12 protein-coding genes and 2 pseudogenes (1 of these 14 only partly in view) are annotated in these 19,438 nt (G+C 42.9%); 7 read left to right on the forward strand and 7 right to left on the reverse strand.

Annotated features, from left to right (window positions below):
- Positions 1-112, reverse strand: partial view of an RNA recognition motif domain-containing protein gene (locus tag D1367_RS12910; protein WP_114085123.1) — the 5' end (the start) only. The gene continues 212 nt to the left of window position 1, outside the view; only the first 112 of its 324 coding nucleotides appear in the window; its start codon is at positions 110-112; the stop codon falls past the left edge of the window.
- Positions 113-423: 311 nt separating this feature from the next.
- On the opposite strand from D1367_RS12910, the gene D1367_RS12915 reads away from it, so the two are divergent.
- The 6 genes from D1367_RS12915 to D1367_RS12935 all read left to right on the forward strand — a co-directional run bounded on the left by D1367_RS12915 (position 424) and on the right by D1367_RS12935 (position 6,937).
- Entirely contained in the window at positions 424-1,818 is a 1,395-nt protein-coding gene (locus tag D1367_RS12915; RefSeq protein ID WP_118166813.1) for a TldD/PmbA family protein, read from the forward strand.
- A 68-nt stretch (positions 1,819-1,886) separates the two neighbouring features.
- Positions 1,887-2,156: a helix-turn-helix domain-containing protein gene (locus D1367_RS33315; protein ID WP_181985162.1), complete on the forward strand. Its 270-nt coding sequence runs from the start codon at positions 1,887-1,889 to the stop codon at positions 2,154-2,156.
- Positions 2,157-2,674: 518 nt separating this feature from the next.
- A complete protein-coding gene (locus D1367_RS12925; protein ID WP_118166815.1) occupies positions 2,675-3,469 on the forward strand; it encodes a glutathione S-transferase family protein in 795 nt (264 codons plus the stop codon).
- Between the two features lie 182 nt (positions 3,470-3,651).
- Complete coding sequence (locus tag D1367_RS12930; protein WP_118166816.1) at positions 3,652-5,382, forward strand: ATP-binding protein; 1,731 nt, start codon at positions 3,652-3,654, stop codon at positions 5,380-5,382.
- Positions 5,383-5,431: 49 nt separating this feature from the next.
- Positions 5,432-5,572 (forward strand): hypothetical protein, encoded by a 141-nt coding sequence (locus D1367_RS30790; RefSeq protein ID WP_181985163.1) that lies wholly within the window; start codon positions 5,432-5,434, stop codon positions 5,570-5,572.
- Positions 5,573-5,953: 381 nt separating this feature from the next.
- The gene (locus D1367_RS12935) at positions 5,954-6,937 is read left to right on the forward strand and encodes an RNA polymerase sigma factor, RpoD/SigA family (RefSeq protein ID WP_118166817.1); all 984 of its coding nucleotides are present in this window, start codon (positions 5,954-5,956) and stop codon (positions 6,935-6,937) included.
- Positions 6,938-7,088: 151 nt separating this feature from the next.
- Here the strand turns inward: D1367_RS12935 and D1367_RS12940 are convergent, their stop codons facing one another.
- The 4 genes and pseudogenes from D1367_RS12940 to D1367_RS12960 form a co-directional block, all read right to left on the reverse strand.
- A complete protein-coding gene (locus tag D1367_RS12940; RefSeq protein ID WP_118166818.1) occupies positions 7,089-8,114 on the reverse strand; it encodes a glycosyltransferase in 1,026 nt (341 codons plus the stop codon).
- Between the two features lie 113 nt (positions 8,115-8,227).
- Positions 8,228-9,437: pseudogene (locus D1367_RS12945) on the reverse strand (RNA-guided endonuclease InsQ/TnpB family protein).
- A gap of 264 nt (positions 9,438-9,701) precedes the next feature.
- Positions 9,702-10,830: pseudogene (locus D1367_RS12950) on the reverse strand (precorrin-8X methylmutase).
- 495 nt (positions 10,831-11,325) lie between these two features.
- Positions 11,326-11,520, reverse strand: coding sequence for a DNA cytosine methyltransferase (locus tag D1367_RS12960; protein WP_410477527.1), 195 nt, complete (start codon positions 11,518-11,520; stop codon positions 11,326-11,328).
- A gap of 239 nt (positions 11,521-11,759) precedes the next feature.
- Here D1367_RS12960 and D1367_RS12965 point away from each other — a divergent pair, with 239 nt between their 5' ends.
- Positions 11,760-13,673: a heavy metal translocating P-type ATPase gene (locus tag D1367_RS12965; RefSeq protein ID WP_118166820.1), complete on the forward strand. Its 1,914-nt coding sequence runs from the start codon at positions 11,760-11,762 to the stop codon at positions 13,671-13,673.
- A gap of 380 nt (positions 13,674-14,053) precedes the next feature.
- Here D1367_RS12965 and D1367_RS12970 read toward each other — a convergent pair whose 3' ends face one another.
- Positions 14,054-17,245: an efflux RND transporter permease subunit gene (locus D1367_RS12970; RefSeq protein WP_118166821.1), complete on the reverse strand. Its 3,192-nt coding sequence runs from the start codon at positions 17,243-17,245 to the stop codon at positions 14,054-14,056.
- 141 nt (positions 17,246-17,386) lie between these two features.
- The gene (locus D1367_RS12975) at positions 17,387-18,991 is read right to left on the reverse strand and encodes an efflux RND transporter periplasmic adaptor subunit (RefSeq protein WP_118166822.1); all 1,605 of its coding nucleotides are present in this window, start codon (positions 18,989-18,991) and stop codon (positions 17,387-17,389) included.
- Positions 18,992-19,438 lie beyond the last annotated feature (447 nt).

Raw genomic sequence — 19,438 nt, forward strand, 5'->3', positions numbered from 1 at the left:
TTTCACGGTCAGTAGGCAACTGAACGCGTTTTACAGAACCATGTTCAGCAAAAACGGATGTGAGGTCTTCTTGTGTGACCTCGTAGGATAGATTACCTACATAAATTGACATGCGTTATCTCCAAAATCATAGGTGTGTAGAGATTTAGATTTCGGAGACAAGCTTGTTAAGACCAAAAGGGAAAAGCCTGTCAATACTAAAAACAAACGCTGTAACCGAATTTTATTCTCACCTAATTACCTTAGCACATCATTCAGTTCTTACCCACCGTAAAAAAGGAAGTATTAAGAGCCAGCGATCGCAGCAGGACTTCTCAAACATCCTCTTCAAGTCACAAATTCATAGGCAACTCTAACATTGAGTAGCAGATATTCCCCAAATAATTGCAAAATAAATCAGTTCGTCATTGTTACTACCTGGAAATGCCGAGTCCACTTGCTGACGCACAAAATTTACTTTCTGACCTGATCGCCCGCTACTCTAAGCGCGTAGATTATCTGATGATTCGCCTTGAAGAAGCAGAAGGGACTGATATCTTGTTGCGTGGCGACAAGGTAGAAACCCTAAGCGTTGGCATCTCCATTGGTGGACATATTCGCGCTTGTTATAAAGGTGGATGGGGTTTGAGCTGCTTTAACCAACTGGCGACAATCGAAGATCGCATAGAAGAAGCGATCGCTGCGGCGCGGATGGTTGGTGATGAAGAAACTTTACTTGCACCTATTGACCCAGTGCAGGCAGTATGCATTCTACCCCTAAAAGGTACTGATCCGCGACAAATTCCACTCTCGCAGAAAAAACAATTATGCGATCGCTATACTGAATTGCTCAAAAGCGTTGATTCCCGGATTACCACTACCTCGGTGCGTTACGGTGACAGCGCCCAAAAAGTGATCATAGCTACCTCAGAAGGGACTTTGATCGAGCAATCTTGGGTGGATATGGAAATGCGCTTTGCGGCTACCGCCAGAAATGGCGAAACCGTACAAACTGGACGGGAAACTACCGGCTCTCGCAAAGCTTATGAAGATTTAACTGATTTGGATGAACAGGTAAAAAGCGCTGCTCAAAGAGCGATCGCAGCTTTATCTCTGCCACCGATGAAAGGCAATACTTACACCGTAGTCATTGACCCAATTCTCACGGGTTTGTTTGTCCACGAAGCTTTTGGACATCTTTCTGAGGCCGATATGGCTTATGAAAACCCCGATCTGCTGGAAGTCATGACCATTGGACGCCGATTTGGCCCAGAAGAACTGCAAATTTTTGATGGTGCTGCTCCAGAGGGACATCGCGGTAGCTATTTTTATGATGATGAAGGCACGCCTGCTACTACTACTCAACTAATTAAAGATGGAGTTTTAGTTGGACGTTTACATTCTCGTGAAACCGCAGGCAAATTGGAAGAAGCGCCTACTGGGAACGCTCGGTGTCTCAACTATCACTTTACTCCGATTGTGCGGATGACAAATACCTGGATTGAACGGGGTAAAACACCAGTCAAAGATTTATTCACCGATATCAAAGAAGGAGTGTATGCCCGTAATTGGTTGGGTGGGATGACGAATGGGGAAATGTTCACCTTTAGTGCTGGGGAAGCGTGGATGATTAGAAACGGCAAAATTGCTGAACCTGTGCGGGATGTAACGCTTTCGGGAAATGTATTCCAAACTTTAGCGGATATTGAGGCAATTGGTGATGATTTTTACTGGGATGAATCTGGCGGTTGTGGTAAAGGAGGGCAAAACGGTTTGTCAGTAGGTTGTGGTGGCCCTAGTCTCCGAATTCGAGATGTAGTGGTTGGTGGGGAAACGTAAACCTCACCCAACCGTTGTAGCATTAGGTCTGTATTGGACAAGTTTGTAGTAAGCACTATGGCTGGTATGTGGAAAAAATAGCGGGTCATTTAAATTGGACTCCACAGACAGTGAGAGAGGTTTTGCACAAATGGAAGAATCTTGGCCTAGAAGGGCTTTGGGAACTACCTGGTCGAGGGGGGAAGACTAAGTGGAAAGAAGAAGACATAGTGTTTTTGGAAGAGTGCCTTAAGAAAGAACCACGCACATACAACAGTCCTCAATTGGCTAAAAAATTAGAACGCGAAGCTCCGAAGAGAGCCGTTGGCCTGTGCAAGCGTTGGCGAAGCCCGCCGTAGGCATCGCTCCTTTAGGGGGCTACTTAGAACATCGACATAGGGACTTCCAAGTAAAAAAATATTCCATTGCTATTGTTCACTGTTGACCGTTGACGGTTCACGAGTTTTCAGTCAACAGTCAACAGTCAACAGTCAACGACTTTAATGTGGAATAATTTATTTTTTGGAGTTCCCATAAAACTCCTATTGGTATCCAGGTACTGTGGCGAGGCTGGTTAAAATTGCATGACCTCTGTGTTCGCGTAGCGTCTCGTAGAGAGGGTTGGCAGCTTGCAAAAGAGACTTAACGGGAAAAGTCAGGTTTATCTATGTATGCTAAATTAAATTATTTAATTATTCGATATTTTAATAATCAGAAAATAATCCTTTTTAATTCGATGATTTTGCTAAAAATCAGGCATAAGTTCAACCACAATCTCAATTAGATAGATAAAAAGCAAATAATGTAAAGAAAAATTACTTTAACTAAAGATACAATTGTAAAGTTAAGAAGTTGAGCCAGTTATAAGGTATACAACATGCTGGAATTATACCAATGGGAACTATCTCAATACTCAGAGAAAGTGCGCCTAATTCTAGATTTTAAAGGACTAGATTACCGCAAAATAGAGGTTACACCTGGGATTGGACAGGTAGAACTATTCCGGCTGACTGGTCAGAAACAAGTCCCGGTATTAAAGGATCGTAATCGATATATTGCGGATTCTACGGAAATAGCTAAGTATTTAGACTTAGAGTATCCCGATCGCCCAATAATACCGCAAGATCCCAAAAAACGGGGTTTAACTTTATTAATAGAAGAATGGGCGGATGAGTCTATAGGCATCAAAGGTCGCAAAGCACTATTTGCAGCCATAAGTCAAGATCAAAATTTCCGCAAGTCTTTATTACCCACCTCAACACCAGATATATTTAAAAGTCTGGTTGGAGGAGTACCCACTGACTTACTGACAGTGCTAGGTTTTGGCGTAGGTTATAGTCCAGATATTATCCAGTCAGCGATCGCATCTTTAAAACAAGACTTGGAAGCGGTAACGTTATTATTGGCAGATAGTCCTTATTTAACTGGAGATGAGCCAACTTTAGCCGACTTGGCAGTAGCTAGCTTATCGATATTGCTCAAGTTCCCCTCTGGGCCCTATCTAGATTTACCAGCTTCTATTAGAGGTAAAGGATTACCAATCTTTTCCGAGAATATAGATTATGAACCATTCTTTACCTGGCGCGATCGCCTTTACGCCCAATTCCGCAAACCATTAATCAGTACCACTCCACCAACGGGAAGTGCGCCAACTTCGATTCAGATTGACTAGGTAATGGGCATTGGGCATTGGGCATTGGGCATGGGGCATGGGGCATGGGGCATTGGGCATGGGGGCAGGGAGCAGGGGGAGCAGGGGAGGCAAGAGGAGAAGAATTAATAGCCAGTTCCTAATGACTAATGACTAATGACTAATGACTAATGACTAATGACTAATGACTAATGACTAATAACATGAATTCAGAACAGCCATTAGGTTCGGTTATTCAAGGTTCTCTAACTGAAGGCTTAGAAGTACGATTGCATCCTGACATTTCTGTAGAAGATATGCGGGTGGGTAAGTTTCTCATTGTGCAAGGGATGCGATCGCGCTTTTTCTGTATGCTGACAGATGTAGCATTAGGAGCTGCTAATGCCCGAATTATTGCTAATCCCCCTAGTTGGGAAGACACTTTTTTACGAGATGTTTTAGCCGGAAGTGGTACTTATGGTACTATCAACCTCGCGCCGATGTTGATGTTCACTCCCGAAACTGAAGAATCTTTTTCCCCAACAAATGGCAAATCGACAAATCCCTTTCTCCGATCGGTGACGGGTTTGGCCTCATTTGTGCCACAAACCAGTACTACAATGGAATTGTTGCCTGTTAAAACTATTCCTAGCCACTTTAGCCAAGTTTACGATGCCAGTGTTGACGATTTTCGCCGGGTATTTGGTTGGGAAGATGACCCCCAAAGGCGTAATTTTTCCATTGGGAAACCTTTGGATATGGATGTGCCCGTTTGCATCGATTTAAACCGCTTCGTGGAACGGAGTAATGGGGTTTTTGGCAAATCTGGTACTGGTAAATCCTTTCTGACACGGTTACTTTTAGCTGGTGTTATCCGTAAAAATGCAGCAGTAAATTTGATTTTTGATATGCACTCTGAGTATGGCTGGGAAGCCGTTGCAGAAGGGAAGAATGTAAATACTGTTAAGGGTTTAAAGCAATTATTTCCCAGCAAGGTAGAAGTTTACACCCTCGACCCGGAATCGACAAAGCGCCGGGGTGTGCGTGATGCTCAAGAACTTTATTTGAGTTATGAGCAAATTGAAGTTGAAGATATTAAGTTATGTAGCCGAGATTTAGGACTCTCTGACGCAGCCCTGGATAACGCCAATATTCTATATAGCGAGTATCGCAAGTCTTGGATTGTGCAGTTGCTGAATATGACTAACGAAGAAATCGAGATGTTCTGCGAGGAGAAGCGGGGACACAAAGGCTCGATTATGGCGTTACAGCGCAAACTGATGCGTATGGATAATTTAAAGTATATGCGGGCGGTTTGTCCCCAGAATTACATTGATAAAATTGTGCAATGTCTGGAAGCTGGGAAGAATGTTGTGATAGAATTTGGTTCCCAGTCTAATATGCTCTCTTATATGTTGGTGACGAATATGATCACCCGACGTATTCATGAGCATTACGTCAAAAAAGCTGATAGATTCCTGCAAAGCAAAAATCCTTGCGATCGCCCCACGCCATTGATGATTACTATTGAAGAGGCGCACCGTTTCCTTGACCCGGCTATCGTACAAAGTACTATCTTTGGGACTATCGCCAGGGAACTGCGAAAGTATTTCGTCACACTTTTGGTAGTTGATCAACGTCCATCGGGTATTGATAATGAAGTCATGTCCCAGATTGGAACTCGAATTACCGCTTTGCTTAATGACGAAAAAGACATTGACGCGATTTTTACAGGTGTATCTGGTGGTGGCGGACTGCGATCGGTATTGGCAAAGTTAGACTCTAAGCAACAAGCTTTAATTTTGGGTCATGCTGTTCCTATGCCAGTAGTAGTACGTACCCGCCCTTACGACGCAACTTTTTACAACGAAATTGGTGAACCAGCCTGGGAAGAAAAACCTGACGCAGAAGTATTCGCTGCTGCTGAACTAGCCAAAGCTGACTTGGGATTCTAGATAGTCATTTGTCAGTTGTCCTATGTCCTTTGCAAATGACCAATGACAAATGACAAATGACAAATCCCTAATTCGTAACATCCCTCCATTATCGCAGGAAATTAAGTTCGGTTATCCGGCTAGTTTAGGCAACAGAAGAGGAGTTTTTAGCGTCACTATAGATATAGTCAGTAATTTAAAGGAAGTTTAATTTTTTTTTGCAAATCGGCAATTTTGAATTATAATTAAACATTTCATCTTAAAATACTTTACTATTTGCCTGATTTATCGTACTATAAAGTAAATGGAACTCATACCGACTTCGGATTCGCAGTTGCTATCAGTAACTGCCTAAAAGAAAAATTCTCAAAAGCAACCAGCGTGCTTATATAGAAATTGAAAATTTAAGAGATTGAAAATTTAGGGAAGGTAGGGGAACCTATCATTGGGAGTTTACGTCTGAACAACGGCTAGGTCAATTGATAATTACTTTTGATAGCTCCCGATATTTCGTGATAGATGTACTACCTTTCTGCATTGATTTTAGTAAGAAAACATACATTGTGTTTACGGAGTAGAGGATAACACATCAATGCCTACTGTCAACACCCAAACGGAAAACCTCAACACCAAATTCACGGCTGATATGGTGCGAACCTATCTGCGAGAAATTGGTCGTGTACCACTGCTAACCCGTGAACAAGAGATTGTCTATGGAAAGCAGGTGCAACAAATGATGAAGTTCATCGACGCCAAAGAAGTTTTGGCGAAGAAACTGCACCGCGAACCGGATATGTCAGAATGGGCTGACCACGTTCAACAATCGGAAACCGAGATTCAACAAACGGTAGCGCAAGGTAAGCGGGCAAAGCAAAAAATGATCGAAGCGAATTTACGCTTGGTTGTTGCTATTGCCAAAAAATACCAAAAGCGGAATATGGAGTTTCTGGATTTAATCCAGGAAGGAACACTAGGATTAGAGCGGGGTGTGGAGAAATTTGACCCAATGAGGGGTTATAAGTTCTCAACCTATGCTTATTGGTGGATTCGCCAAGCGATTACTCGTGCGATCGCTCAACAAGGTCGTACCATCCGATTACCGATTCACATTACCGAAAAACTGAATAAAATCAAAAAAGTGCAGCGCGAATTGGCTCAAACCTTGGGGCGATCGCCTACTCCAGCCGAAATTGCCAAAGAACTGGAAATAGAACCGGCTCAAATCCGCGAGTACCTGAACATGGCGCGTCAACCAGTCTCTTTGGATGTTAAAGTTGGCGATAACCAGGATACTGAGTTGCAAGAAATGCTCGAAGATGATGGGCCATCACCAGAGTATTACACCAACCAGGAATTCTTACGCCAAGACTTGAACAACCTGCTAGCAGAACTGACTCCGCAACAGCGACAAGTTTTAGCTCTGCGCTTTGGTTTAGAAGATGGTAACGAAATGTCATTGGCGAAAGTGGGTGAGAGATTGAATCTCAGCCGTGAACGCGTCCGCCAGTTAGAGCATCAAGCTTTGGCTCATCTGCGTCGCCGTCGTGCCCATGTCCAAGAATACGTTGCTAGTTAAAATGAGAGACGCGAAATGCCGCGTCTTTCCACCACCCTGGTGATGCGCCTCCTGAATTCAGGGGGCTATTTTTTTATGCTGATAAGGCAATACGGTTTGGTTAAGGCAAGAGACGCGATAAATCGCCGTCTTTACAAAGGACTGATTTCAACTAATTCTGGGTTGGTAAAAGCTTATTTAGGCGAGATTTAATATTACTTGTCTTCAAAGTGAAGTAACGGCGTTGTAAAAATATTTTGCGTTGCCAACTTGATGCATCTCGCCAGCGTTCATAGGTGGGAGAGGCTACCTTTGTTAAAAAGCTACGCCACCGTGCAGTTAATTCCTCAATCCCCGTTTCTGTTGATCGAATACGACCATTGTCTATCATTTCTTGACGTAATTTCTGGTTGTCGCGCAGGCGTTTCAGAGATGTAATTATCTCGTCAATAGAAGCTACTTCTATATAATCGAGTTCGCTTTTACGTTCATATTGGTAAGCAGATTCACGACCAAGAATGATCGGAACTCCAGCTTGCCAAGCATTATATAATTTAGATGCTGGTTTAATGTTATATCTATTTTTATCAAAGCTACGCACAGCAATGACAACATCCACATCACTGTAATCGTGCCAGCGTTCAAAATCCACAATATTCCAATTTAAACCTAAGGCATTGACTTGGTGTTTCCAGGCATCTGCTTGCATCTGGGCAACCAAGTTGTCTACTTGACCAAAGTAGGCAACATTTTCAAATGTATCACCACGCTGACGATCGCGAGGGATCAATCCAGACTGGGGCCAATGGGGCATATAATAGGTTTGCCAAAGGCTTGCAGAATATCTTGTAATTTCATCTTGAGTATTTTGGATAATATGAAGCTGTGCGTAAGGATGATGACTTCTATCTGCACGCAAACAAACAATCAATAATTGTGGTGTTGGTTGTAAGTTGTCTGGCAAAAAATCGCGATGGGCTAAAACAATTCCTTCAGTAGGTAAAGTTCCTACCAATTGACATGGAAATCCATCATGTTTGAGGTGAAGATAGGTTTGTAGAGTCCAGTTATATCGCCCTTGACCGTAACGTAGAGAATTTTGCCATTGCCAGTAAAGATCCGAACTTTCTAATATGCGATCGCTAGGCCATTGGTTTTGGGGAATATAAAAATAAATAGCTGGTAACTTATGATTCATCGCAATATGGAATCAATTATCCAGTCGAGTATAACTCAGCAAAATTATTTGTAAAGGCTTGAAAAGTTTCGTTGACATCCTCCCCGCACTAAAAGTGACGGGGATTCCAAAGATCACTCTTTGGGTTTCCTCTTTCCACGACCCGACTTACAAAGAGCGAGTTTCCCCACCCACGCAGAGGTCGATGTCTCCAGAGGCGTTAGTTCCGACGTGACCCGCCGTACTTAATGCTTTTTCTAATATGTTCCGCGCCGCGTTCCAGTCACGATCTTGGGTATGTCCACAATGAGGACAAACATGAGTTCTGGTACTAAGAGTTTTTTTGACAACTTCACCACAATTAGAGCAATTTTGACTGGTGTAGTGGGGTGGAACTGCAATAGTTACCACGCCGAAGACCTTACCAAAATACTCAACCCATTCACGAAACAACGACCACGACACATCACTAATCGACTTAGCCAAGCGATGATTCTTGACCATATTCCGCACTATCAAATCTTCATACGCCACGAGGTCGTTAGACCTCACCACGCACCTTGCTGTTTTTACAGCAAAGTCTTTACGCTGACGACTTACTTTGAGGTGCGCCCTGGCAAGTTTATTTCTAAACTTAGCTCTGTTGTTGGAACCCTTTTTAGTTTTAGACATCCGACGCTGCAAGCGTCTCAAAGACTTCTCGCTCTTGCGAAGATGTCTAGGATTAGCAACCGTCTCCCCGTTACTATCTGTATAGAAATGGTTCAATCCCACGTCAATACCAATAGTTTTGCCCGTTGGTTCTCGCCTTTCTACTCGCTCTTGGTCAATACAAAACTGGCAATAATAGCCATCTGCACGACGCACAACCCGCACTCTTTTAAACTGTTTAAGTTGGTAGAAATGCAGGTCACGGGTTCCCCAGAGTTTGAAAGTCCCCGCCTTAAAACCATCAGAGAAAGTGATATACCTACGGTCATCAGAAAGCTTCCATCCACAGGTCTTGTACTCAACAGAACCATGTGTCTGCTCTTTTTTAAACTTTGGAAATCCCTTTTTTCCTGGTTTATTTTTTTTGCAGTTATCAAAAAACCGAGCGATTGCAGACCACGCCCTTTCAGCGCTAGCTTGTCTTGCCATCGAGTTCAACTTGGCGACCCAAGGAAACTCAGTATTAGCAGCAAGCACAGCGCAGAACTTACTCAGGTCGTATCGCCCAATATTCTTGTTATCCATCCAGTATCTAAGGCTTGCATTGCGAACAAAACGAGCAGTTCTAATCGCTTCATCAAGCGCTTTATACTGTCCGTCTTGTCCTTCAAGTTTTGCCTCAAATACCAGCATGATATAATTTACGTCATGTACACTAACGTAAATTATATTATGCTGCGACCGAATAAATTCGGTCACTCGCGGCAGTTGAGCGTAGTCGAAACTTATATCCCCTGCCTGAAGGCAAGGGGCTTTACGCATCACGACCCGTAAGCTAATCGGCATTTAAGTTGCATAATCGGAGCGGGCAAGATGCCCACCCCACAAGATATTGATAAAATTTTGATATGCAAATTAAATGTGTTTTAGCTTAATCAAGTTTGTTAACCCTCGGTTTCAGCAGTCTCCTGTGACTGCATTTTTGAGATAACAATGACAATTTGGCTTATCAATCAATGACTCCACCAAGGCATTTAGGGCAGTAGCAGCTAAAGCACCACCTCCCAAAGTGCCTGCAACTGTAATAAAAGGTGTCTCTTGTTGCATCAGTTGTCGCTTGGCTGCGGGAGCATGGCTAAAGCCAATGGGCATTGCAATTACTAGTGCAGGCTGAATTTTCTGGTTGCTAATCGCCTCACAAACTTCTACAAGTACTGAGGGAGCATAACCAACTACCAGGACACAACCCTTACTTACTTGCTGTAATTTTGATCGCCATTCTCGATGCTGCCAAAAGGCAACTTCTGCCTCTGTGGCGGTGGTAATATGGGGATTATCAATCAAGGTTTCAATTTGGCATCCCAAGTAAAATAATCGGGTTTGATCTAAAGCAGCAGCAACCGTTTGGGTATCGACAACAATTTGACACCTTGAAGATAAAGCTTCTCGACTAGCTGCGATCGCACCTTGACTCAACTTAATAAAAGACACCAAACTCACATCGCCACAAGCCAAAACCAACTGAGAAATTAAGTGTTGTTCAATTTCCGAACGTTGAGACAAATCAGGTAATAAGCGTTGTAGTGATTCTGAAAAAGCTTCCGAATGGGTATGAATTTCTGCATCCAAACCACTCCAGAGATTTTCCAATCCGCCCAATCCAGCTTGAGTTTCGACATCAAGTAACTTGAGTTGTGCCAAAACTTCCGCCTGCATAATTTGACAATGGCGATTCGCGCCCCAATAATCCTTCTAATGCTGATGCAGTTTGTCGCAGTTGAGAAATTTGTTGCATCACCGCCCGATATTGCTGCTGAAGTTGTCCCATCAAGTTAATACTTGTGTCGGCTTCTGGTTCGGCTTCCAAAATATTGCGGATATGGTTTAGCTGAAACCCTTGCTGCTTGAGTGCTACAATCCGTTGCAACCGGAGGACATCTTTTTTGGTATAGAGACGGTAATTGCTAGGCGATCGCACTGGTTGTGGTAGTAGTCCCAATTGATGGTAATGGCGCACCATGCGCGGAGTTAAACCGCCGCCTACTAAGTACGTTAACTGCTTAATTGTCAGATCGCTACTTTTGATTTCCACAAATTTAAGATATTAAGATGGAGTCTTTATTTTGTTTATATACTTTTCCATAATTATACTAGCCACTACTATTTAAACTTTAGCTTCAAAAAATACTATTAGGGACTTCCAAGTAAAAAAATATTCCATTGCTATTGTTAACTGTTGACCGTTGACGGTTCACGAGTTTTCAGTCAACAGTCAACAGTCAACAGTCAACGACTTGAATGTGGAATAGTTTATTTTTTGGAGTTACCTTAATGTAATTCGACACTCCTTGAACACCATCTCTAAACTCTTGGATAAATTCATCAGTTACTCTCGTTGCACAACTATCTATCTCTTCAGAAAGAGAATTTTGATGAAGTATTTGATGTGCTGATTTCCGTAGAACCTCAAACAATAAAGAATCCCATAGATGTAACAATTGACCTAGTAGCTGCCATTACTACAAGCCCCTGCATTTATGCATGGGGTAATAATTACGAATTACGAATTAACAATTACGAATTATTGTGACACCTGTCTAATATCGCGTGGTACAGCACTTTCAGAAAGATAAGGGCGGTTCAGAACAATAGTTTTTGTTGCATCAGCATCTATTTCAACTACACTAACAGTATAAACACCTGCTTCTTCTATACCTAAATCTAGACCAAAAGCTCCCGCAAACAGAGCAATAGATATTAATTGATTATCAATCACCTTTTTTTAAAATTTGCAAAATAATTCTACTTACATTTAAATAGGACTTACGCACACTCTACGAATTCTTGGCGTTCTTGGCGTCTTGGCGGTTCGATAAATTAAGCTTTTCGGCAATTTTTGCGTAAGTCCTGTTAAACTTAGAACCTTTGTCTGCTTGTAAGTTTTTAATTATAAACCTTGACATTAACATTAATGTCAAGGTTTAGCGTAAGAGAGTCCTTGTTAATTCACCTCTCATGCTCTACCCCCAACGTTTTAGCCAATTCACCAGAGAACACGCAGATACCTTAGCAGCCCTACTTTGTGGCTTATTGCTATTTCTCGGATGGTTCGCCTTGCATCTCGGTTGGTTGGGATTAGCATTTCTGCTGCTACCTGCTGCTTATGTAATTGGTGGTTACGAAAGTGCGCGGGAAGGATTGACTACCCTTTTCAAAGAAAAAGAACTTGATGTAGATTTGCTGATGATTGTCGCCGCCATTGGTGCTGCTAGTCTCGGCTTATGGCGAAGAGAATATCATCTAATTATTGATGGAGCAATTTTGATACTCATCTTTGCCATCAGTGGCGCACTAGAAGGCTACGCCATGCAACGAACTGAGCGGAGTATCAAGAGTTTGATGAGTTTGACACCAGATACAGCAAGGGTTTTACTTCAGGGAAGGGAAGAAGAAATTCCTATTAGTCAGCTAAAAGTGGGTGATGAGATTGTCGTCAAACCCGGAGAGCTAATTCCTACTGATGGGATAATTTTATCTGGTTACAGCACCCTTAATCAAGCTGCAATTACAGGCGAGTCTTTACCTGTAGAGAAAACAGTGGGCGAAGAAGTATTTGCTGGAACACTCAACGGCTACGGTGCATTGCAAATTAAGGTACACAAACCAGCCCAAAGTAGTTTAATTGTGCGTGTGATTCGCTTGGTAGAAGAGGCAAAGACTCAAGCACCTCCTTCGCAAGAGTTTACCCTTCGCTTTGAGAAAGGATATGCAAAAGTCATTGTAGTAGCTGGTATATTGCTGGCAACTTTACCGCCATTTTTCTGGGGTTGGGATTGGGAAACTACGATTTATCGCGCCCTTACTTTCCTTGTGGTTGCTTCTCCGTGTGCGCTGATGGCTGCAATTATGCCCACCCTACTTTCGGGAATCGCCAATGGTGCAAGACAGGGGATTTTGTTTAAGAATGGGGCGCAGTTGGAGAAGATTGGCAAAGTCCGAGCGATCGCATTTGATAAAACTGGTACTCTCACAACAGGACAGGTGCAGGTATTCCAGACAATTTCAGTTAGTGAATACACTCAAGTAGATGTATTAAAAGCCGCAGCTAGTGTGGAATCATCTTCCGAACATCCCATCGGTAAGGCAATTGTGCAGGCGGCTGGTGATTTGGATTGGGTTGGTGCAGTTCAAGTGCAAGCTATACCGGGACAGGGAATTGTAGGAATTGCTCAAGAACAACAGATAATTGTGGGGAATGCTGTTTTTGTGCAAAAGTATGTCACAAATTTACCTGAAGAGTTGCGAGAAATGGCTCAATCTTTAGAGCAAGAAGGTAAAACTGTCGTTTGGGTAGCACAGGGAAATATAGCAGAAGTGATGGGTGTAATTGCGATCGCAGATGAAGTAAGATCACAAGCAGCCACAACCATTGCCCGGTTAAAGAAACTGGGAGTTGAACAAATTGTCATGCTAACCGGGGATAATCAGGAAACTGCTCACAGTGTCGCCAAAGCAGTAGGAATTGATCGGGTGTATGCTCAACTCTTACCAGAAGATAAGCTTGATGTTATTCGCAGTCTACAGCAAGAATATCAAACTGTGGCAATGGTAGGCGATGGAATTAATGATGCACCAGCTTTAGCGCAAGCATCTGTAGGTATAGCGATGGGTGTATCTGGTAGCGATGTCGCATTAGAAACCGCAGATATAGTACTGATGGCAGACAGGTTAGAAAAAATTGCCGTAGCGATGCATTTGGGAAGGCGATCGCAAGCCATAGTCAAACAGAATATATTCGTAGCGTTGGGTTTTATTATCTTGCTTTTGGTAGGCAACTTTCTAGGCAATATTAACCTACCCATCGGCGTGATTGGGCATGAAGGTTCTACAGTGTTAGTTACCCTGAGTGGTCTAAGATTGCTGAAATAAAGCACTCCTCTTTTCTCTGTGTCTTCTGCGCCTCTGCGGTTGGCTAAAGAAGACAGGAGACAGGAGGTAGAGGGCAGTATTCCTCTCTCTTTAACTGCCCTCAGTTTACGTTTTTTATATTTAACTATTTATTTTTGAATTTTGAATTGTTATATCTGTTTTAGTTTTCTTTTGATGATTGCAACACATCCTTGGGTAAAGACGCGATGAATCGCGTCTCTACAAATGGTCTAATTGTCGCATTATGTTTTCAAATTGGTATAACCTAATTGCAAAAGCGGTGGCACAATTAAAACTTTATCTAAGAATATATAGCGGCAGTTAAGAGGGTGATAAACTGCCGCTACAATTAGGTAAAATACACTGCAAAAAACAGAGACTCAATCCTTAACTTTTGTTGAATATGCAACAGTTTTTCCATCCAAGGAAACTGTTTCTGTTTGCAGTTCTTGATGTCGATTTGGTTTGATAAATCGCTCTGTCGCCGTCTTGATAACGATATACAAAATTGGCACTACAAACAAACTCAAGAAAGTCGCAATTAACATCCCACCAAAAACTGCTGTTCCCAAAGATTGGCGACTACCTGCACCAGCACCCGTGGAATTAGCCAAGGGGAAAATTCCTAAAAGAGTAGAAAAGCCAGTCATCAAAATTGGACGTAACCGTTCTTGTGAAGCTTCAATTACTGCTTTAGTCATCGAAAGACCTTGATCTCGCAATTGGTTAGCAAACTCCACAATTAAAATAGCGTTTTTACTAGCCAAACCAATCAACATTACTAGACCAATTTGACAGTAAACATCATTAGAAAAACCCCGTAACGATTGAGCTACAAGCGCTCCAAAAATAGCTAAGGGAACTGATAACAGAATGATAAAGGGGTCAATGTAGTTTTCGTATTGAGCAGCTAATACCAAAAATACAAATACCAATCCTAATCCAAAAATTAGGGGTGCTAAACCACCAGAATCTATTTCTTCTAATGCAGTCCCTGACCATTCATAGCCATAACCTGCTGGTAAAACTTCTTTAGCAACTTGTTCCATTGCTTTAATTGCGTCTCCAGAACTAGAGCCAGGGGCGGCAGCACCATTAATTTCAATTGAGCGGAACAGATTGTAGTGATTGATAGTTTGCGCTCCCACCCTCGAAGTAACTGTGACTAAGTTACTCAAAGGAATCATTTGATTCTTTTGAGAACGAACATATAGTTTACCAATATCCTTGGGGTTAGAACGAAACTGTTGATCTGCCTGGATATACACCCGGTAATTGCGCTGCTGGAGATTGAAATCATTTACATATTGTGATCCCAAAGCAGTTTGTAAAGTACTGAAGATATCATCTATAGAAACTTGCAATGAATTGGCTTTATTACGGTCTACTTCCACAAGCAATTGTGGTGTATCTGCGGCAAAAGTACTAAATACAGCTTGTAATCCAGGTGTTTGATTAGCTTTACCTAGCAACTTACCCATCGACTGCACCAAATTTTCTAAGCCACTGCTACCTCTGCGGTCTTGCAGTTGAAAGACGAAGCCGCCAAAGTTGCCTAAACCCTGAATTGGGGGCGGGTTCACTGGGAAAACTCTGGCTTCTGGGATTGCCATCAACTTCCCTTGCAAGCTGCCAATAATCGCTTGTACTGATTGATCGGGTTTTGAGCGCTCATCCCATGATTTTAAAGTTGTAAATATGATGCCACTGTTAGCTGTGTTACCACTAAAACCAAATCCTCCGATCGCAAAAGTCCCCACTACTTCAGGAATTCGCAGAATTTCTTTTTCTACCTGTGCAATCACATCGCTGGTATATTGCAACGAAACCCCTTGCGGCCCTTGGATAATTGTGATGAAGTATCCTTCGTCTTCATCGGGTAGAAAAGCTGTCGGTACTGTCATGTACAGCCAAGCAGTCATTCCCAAGGAAACAATAAACAACCCAATTACAATACCTTTGATGCGTGCGAGAAAGGTAAGCGATCGCTTATAACTATGCTGTAGCCAGTCGAGAAAGCGATTTATCTGGCCAAAAATCCAACCCAGCCAGCCTGAAGGTCTTTGTCCTTGACGCAGCAACACCCCACACAAAGAAGGTATCAGAGTCAAAGCCAAAAAAGTCGAAATCCCAATGGAAAAGGCGATCGTCAGCGCAAATTGCCGATAAAGTGCGCCTGTGGTTCCCGGAAAAAACGCCACTGGTATGAACACCGCCATCAATACTAGTGAAGTGGCAATAACCGCGCCAAACAGTTCCCTCATTGATTCACTGGCGGCTTGACGAGGATTTATACCTTTATCCTGAATAAAACGGCTGATTTGCTCTACTACAATGATCGCATCATCTACCACCATCCCTGATGCTAAAGTCAGACCAAACAAAGTCAAACTATTAATCGAAAAGTTAAAAACTTTGACGAAGGCAAATATCCCAATGAAGGAAAGCGGAATACTAATTGCGGGAATTAAAGTAGTTCGCCAGTCCTGCAAAAACACAAAAATTACAATTACAACCAGCACCACCGATTCAATCAGGCTCTTAAGCACTTCTGCCATCGACTCTTCGACAAACGATGTCGTGTCAAAAGCTACCTGATATTGCATTCCTGGGGGAAAACTTGGAGCCAATCGCTCAATTTCGGCTTTGACTCCCTTGGCTACATCCAAGGCATTACTACCAGGAATCTGATAAATCCCTAAACCGACAGCATCTTTAGCACGAAATCGCAGAAATGAACTGTAGTTTTCTGCACCCAGTTCTGCTCTACCGACATCTTTGAGCTTGACTAATGTGCCATCATCTCCAGTTTTGAGGACAATTTCTTCAAATTCTGATGGTTCTGCTAATCGGCTAGCAGCACGCACATCAAGTTGATACCTTTGTCCTTCAGGAGCCGGTTCTTGTCCAATTCTCCCTGCACCAACTTGCAAGTTTTGTTCAGATAAAGCATTCGCTACATCCTGAGTTGTTAGCCCCCGATTGGCAAGGCGAGTTGGATCTAACCACAGGCGCATTGCATAGCGGCGTTCGCCAAAAATTTGAACGTTGCTCACACCTTTGACTCTTTTTAAGGCATCTGCTAAGTAAAGGTCGGCATAGTTACTTAAGAATGTATTATCGTACTCTTTATTTTCAGCGAATAAACCAATCGCTAAGAGGATGTTACTAGATTCTTTCGATACTCGCACTCCCGTGCGTTGTACAGAGTCTGGTAGTTGTGGCTGGGCAACAGAAACCCGATTTTGCACATCCACAGCCGCAATATCTTTATCCCGTGATGAATCAAAGGTGGCTGTAATGGTACTAGTACCATCGTTACTGCTGCTGGAAGTGAGATATCTTAATCCCTCAACCCCGTTGATTTGCCTTTCTAAGATATTTGTCACCCCGCTTTCTACAACTTCGGCACTAGCTCCGCTATAGTTGGAAGTTACAGTTATTTGGGTAGGACTAATTTCTGGGAACCTAGCGATCGGTAGTGTAGGAATACTAATTAATCCAATTAAAAGGATAACGATCGCACAGACCGATGCAAAGATTGGCCGCTTAATAAAGAAGTCAACAAACATAGTTTAAAAAATTGGGCATTGGGTATTTAATATTAGGCATTGGGCATAGGGCAAGTGGGCATAGGGCATGGGGCATTAGTTATTCTTTCTCCCCCTGCTTCCCCTACCCCCCCTGCTTCCCCTTCTCCTTCTGCTCCCGTCTTAAAGCTTTCGACTACCTACTTGTTCAGGTGCAGGAGTGATGGGAGCGCCATTAGTTAGGTTGAGAATACCGGAAACAACAATTTTGTCCCCAGCTTTTAGTCCTTCGATAACTTGATAATTATTCCCCTCAATAACTCCCAATTTCACAGGTTTTTGTTGAGCTACGAGTTTAGGTGTTTCAGCTTTTTTTTCTGCTGGCGCTTCAGCTTTCTTTTCTGTTGGCGCTTCAGCTACAAACACAAAAGTCTCTCCACCCAGGCGAGATACTGCTGTAACTGGAATTAAAATTCCTGGACGTTCATTCCAAATCACTTTGGTTTGGACTGACTGGCGATTGATCAGTTGATTTCTAGAATTACCAAAGTTGGCTTTTACCAAAACTGTTTGCGAATCTGAACTGGCATTTGGAGAGATGAAACTCACCTTACCCCTTGCTGTGGGTTGACCTTGGGCGTTCAGCATTTGCACTGGTAATCCCAAGCGCAGCTTTTTGGCTTCTTCTAGGGGAATGTCTATATTCAGTTCTAAAGAATCGTTTCTAGTCAGTGTAGTGAGTTGATCTGCTTTTTCCACATAATCTCCCACCTTTGTGGGAATATCACCAACAATGCCAGTGAAAGGTGCTAGAACTTTTGTGTATTGTACTTGGACTTGGGCAGCTTGGACTTGGGCAGCTGCTTGACTTACTTGCGATCGCGCTTGGGCAATTTCTTCTGGGCGGGAACCATTTTCTAGTTGCCTTAAGTTTTGTTTCTGTTGTTCTAAGGCTCCAGCTAGCTCATTGATACTAGAAGTTCTGCTTTGGCGGAGTTGGTCTAGGCGTTTCTGGGCTACGACAAGGGCAGCTTCAGCACTTTGCTGTTCTTTGACATATCCTTCTAAGGTATCTTGAGAAACTGCACCCTCTTTTCTCAATTGTGAGTATCGCTTGGCTCGTGACTGTGCTAACTCCACATCAGATTTAGCTGACTGAATTTGAGCCTCAGCCTGAGCAATTTCTTGTGGTTGCGATCCTGATTGGGCATCTCGAAGACGAGCTTGGGCTTGGGCTAACTGCGCTCTAGCTTGGGCAACTTCTTCTCGTCGCGTACCTGCAACAACTTCAGCAAGACGTGCTTGGGCTTGTTCTAGTCCGGCTTTGGCTTGTGATAATTGAGCTTGGACATTATCACTTTGTAGGCTAATAATAACTTGTCCTTGTTGAACACGGTTGCCCTCTTGGATGAAAATCTGGGTTACTCGTCCTTCAACCTGTGGCTTGATGATTGCCGAACTTGGAGCTTCTAGAGAGCCAATAAACTCTGAGCTTTCCTGCACAGTTTCAGTTTGCACAGTCGCTAGCTTGACGGGAATTGCCATAGGTTGACCAGCAGCAGGCCCGCCCGGTGGTGCATTGCTAGCATTAGTAGTTTGCCACCAACGCCAACCAAAACCAACACCTGCAATTAATAGGACGATTCCCAACAGCAGGGGCCAACGCCGTTTTTGAGGTGGCTTAGGCGATCGCTCTGGCAATGGTTGCGACTCTTGATTAGAATCAGTAACAGTAGGCTGTTCTATTTCAATGGGTAGGGTAGAATCAGGGAACTCAGAATGGGACATATTCGGTTTCTCGTCTTGTGGATTTAGACTTGGGCAATCTACTCTTCGCTAAAAAAGCATGGTTGTGATGTTGGTGACAAATATATATTTGGGTCTTTGGGTATTTGGGCGATCGCTCACGTTGTCTAACACCTGAAATAAATATCGTTTAGCACATTATGGTTATTTTGTAAATTACTTGGCTCTAATCATTTTCAAAGTGTAATTTATAAAACTTTTTTTAGGTAGTATCAACCCAGTGCCTTAGTTGAAAAAGAAAACAGAGTTAATTTTGTTGCAGACTAATCAACTAAACCTCCTGAATTCTGCAACGGCAAAGTGCTAATACCGCGCACAAATAAATTCACACAAGTTTCCATATAGCATTCACTACTGTACAAAGAGTGCGGTGGGGATATCGGTAAAACGCAGCATATCGTGAAGCAATATACCCGTGAAACTATCCAC

Origin of the sequence: Nostoc sphaeroides (assembly GCF_003443655.1) — a bacterium.
GTDB classification, from domain to species: Bacteria; Cyanobacteriota; Cyanobacteriia; order Cyanobacteriales; family Nostocaceae; genus Nostoc; species Nostoc sphaeroides.

Coding starts and splice junctions, on each gene's coding strand:
- D1367_RS12940 (WP_118166818.1), bottom strand. CDS start 8,114: ATGAATCATAAGTTACCAGCTATTTATTTTTATATTCCCCAAAACCAA.
- D1367_RS12975 (WP_118166822.1), bottom strand. CDS start 18,991: ATGTCCCATTCTGAGTTCCCTGATTCTACCCTACCCATTGAAATAGAA.
- D1367_RS12970 (WP_118166821.1), bottom strand. CDS start 17,245: ATGTTTGTTGACTTCTTTATTAAGCGGCCAATCTTTGCATCGGTCTGT.
- D1367_RS12935 (WP_118166817.1), top strand. CDS start 5,954: ATGCCTACTGTCAACACCCAAACGGAAAACCTCAACACCAAATTCACG.
- D1367_RS12965 (WP_118166820.1), top strand. CDS start 11,760: ATGCTCTACCCCCAACGTTTTAGCCAATTCACCAGAGAACACGCAGAT.
- D1367_RS12925 (WP_118166815.1), top strand. CDS start 2,675: ATGCTGGAATTATACCAATGGGAACTATCTCAATACTCAGAGAAAGTG.
- D1367_RS12930 (WP_118166816.1), top strand. CDS start 3,652: ATGAATTCAGAACAGCCATTAGGTTCGGTTATTCAAGGTTCTCTAACT.
- D1367_RS12915 (WP_118166813.1), top strand. CDS start 424: ATGCCGAGTCCACTTGCTGACGCACAAAATTTACTTTCTGACCTGATC.
- D1367_RS30790 (WP_181985163.1), top strand. CDS start 5,432: ATGACAAATGACAAATCCCTAATTCGTAACATCCCTCCATTATCGCAG.